This window comes from Thalassolituus sp. UBA6592 (assembly GCF_002433655.1).
Taxonomy (GTDB): Bacteria; Pseudomonadota; Gammaproteobacteria; order Pseudomonadales; family Oceanobacteraceae; genus Venatoribacter.
This window is the reverse complement of record NZ_DJIO01000028.1, coordinates 77,492-79,232: the sequence shown is the minus strand read 5'-3', so window position 1 is coordinate 79,232 and position 1,741 is coordinate 77,492. Positions and strand designations below refer to the sequence as shown.

2 protein-coding genes are annotated in these 1,741 nt (G+C 50.4%); both read right to left on the bottom strand.

What is annotated here, in order from left to right:
• A partial coding sequence (locus B2Z72_RS02715; RefSeq protein WP_296986198.1) for a hypothetical protein occupies nt 1-251 on the bottom strand: 251 nt, incomplete at its 3' end.
• An 11-nt stretch (nt 252-262) separates the two neighbouring features.
• Complete coding sequence (locus B2Z72_RS02710) at nt 263-1,498, bottom strand: tyrosine-type recombinase/integrase (protein ID WP_296986199.1); 1,236 nt, start codon at nt 1,496-1,498, stop codon at nt 263-265.
• Nucleotides 1,499-1,741: the final 243 nt, after the last annotated feature.

Sequence of the window (1,741 nt, the reverse complement as noted above, 5' to 3'; positions counted from 1 at the left end):
CAGATTGGGTCTGAACTACTACAGTTGAAATTCTCTGGATATTCTTCAGCTTGTTTTAAGTGCTTCTTGGTTAGTGTGTTTTCTATGGCTGTCCATGTCAGTGTGATAGCAGCGTCATTGGAAGCAAGGAGTTTCTCTAGGTACTCTCTGCCGCTATGACCTATGTCGGCAGAGCTTATGGTCAGAGATTTCGGAAATACGGCTAGATGCCGTTGCTTTACTTCTTTAGGCACCCAAGAGGAAAATTTCAACAGGCTGCCCTCTATACAAAGTTTGCAGTTACAACGTTCCCCGCGAGAAACTGCCGTTTTAAATTATCAAGATAATCCGCCCACCTCTGCATCATCTGAACCCGTTCAGGCAGATGCTTGGTACGGTTATAGGCGTTTCCTAAAGTGTCGCGTACCTTGTGTGCCAGCTGATGTTCAATCCACTCAATCCTGAGGTTCAGCTGTTCGTCCAGCATGGTACGGGCAGAGGCCCGGAAGCCATGGGCGCATTGTTGGGTGCGGGTGTCATAGCCTAGCGTGCGCAGGGCTTTATTTAAGCTCTCCGTACGGATTGCACGGCTGTGGTCACGTTGATTAGGGAAGACCATCTGACTGCGGCCTGTTATCGGCTGGAGGTCTATCAGTAAGGCGAGTGCCTGTTCGCTGAGTGGGACGATATGATCGCCTTCAACCTGGTTGCGTTCTTTCTTTTTCTCTCTGGGGATAGTCCACAGGCCCTGCTCCAGATCCAGTTCTGACCATTCCATGCCACACAGCTCGCCGGGTCTTTGAAATAGCAGGGGTGCCAGTGCGAGGGCTGTTCTCAGAATGTGGGAGCCTTTATAGCTATCAATATCCACCAAGAGCTGACCAAAGGCTTTGGGTTCAGTGATAGCAGCCATATGGGTAACTTTTTTCGGAGGGATCGCGCCGGCAAGATCTGAGGCGGGATTGTGCTCAAGCCGGCCAGTCTGTTTCGCGTAACGACACACCTGATTAACGATCTGGCGGGCTTTGTGCGCAGTTTCGATAGCGCCGCGGTCAATGATTCTGTTAAGGCAGCCGACGAGTTCAAAAGTCTGCAGCTCTGATATAGGTCGCTTACCGAGCTGTGGGAGCAGGTCTTTTTCTATGAGGTCGAGGTTTCGTCGCGCTGTAATCGGAGCCCAGGTATTTGACTGGCGGGCATGCCATTCGCGTGCAATGGCTGAAAAGCTGTTATCGGCTTCCAGCTCACGCCGGGCTTTTTGCTGTTTACGGTAAAGGCTTGGATCTATACCGGCTTTCAGAAGATCTTTGGCTTCTTCCTGAGCCTTACGTGCTTGTTTAAGGGTTACACTTGGGTACGTACCAATGGCCAGCAGCTTTTCTTTGCCCATAAAGCGGTATTTCTGCCGCCAGTATTTGGCACCGGTGGTCTTTATCAGCAGGAAGAGACCACCGGTATCTGAGACTTTGTAGTCTTTTTCTTTAGCTTCCAGCGCCTTGATTTTTGTGTCTTTCAGCATACCTACACCTGTTCAGTCGGTAGGACTTCGATGTACCCCCGCGGAAATGGGGGTATCAGCTACCGTGTGACTGAGAAATACCCCCGAAAGTACCCCCAAAGTTTTGGGATGATACGGAATCAAATGGGTAGTAACAGGCTAAACAATAAGGCTACGAGCCAGTAACGGCAAGGGTTTTGGGATCTTATGGGGATGCTTGAAAAGAAGAGGTGGTGCCCAGAGACAGAATCGAACTGCCGACAC

Coding starts and splice junctions, on each gene's coding strand:
- B2Z72_RS02710 (WP_296986199.1), bottom strand. CDS start 1,498: ATGCTGAAAGACACAAAAATCAAGGCGCTGGAAGCTAAAGAAAAAGAC.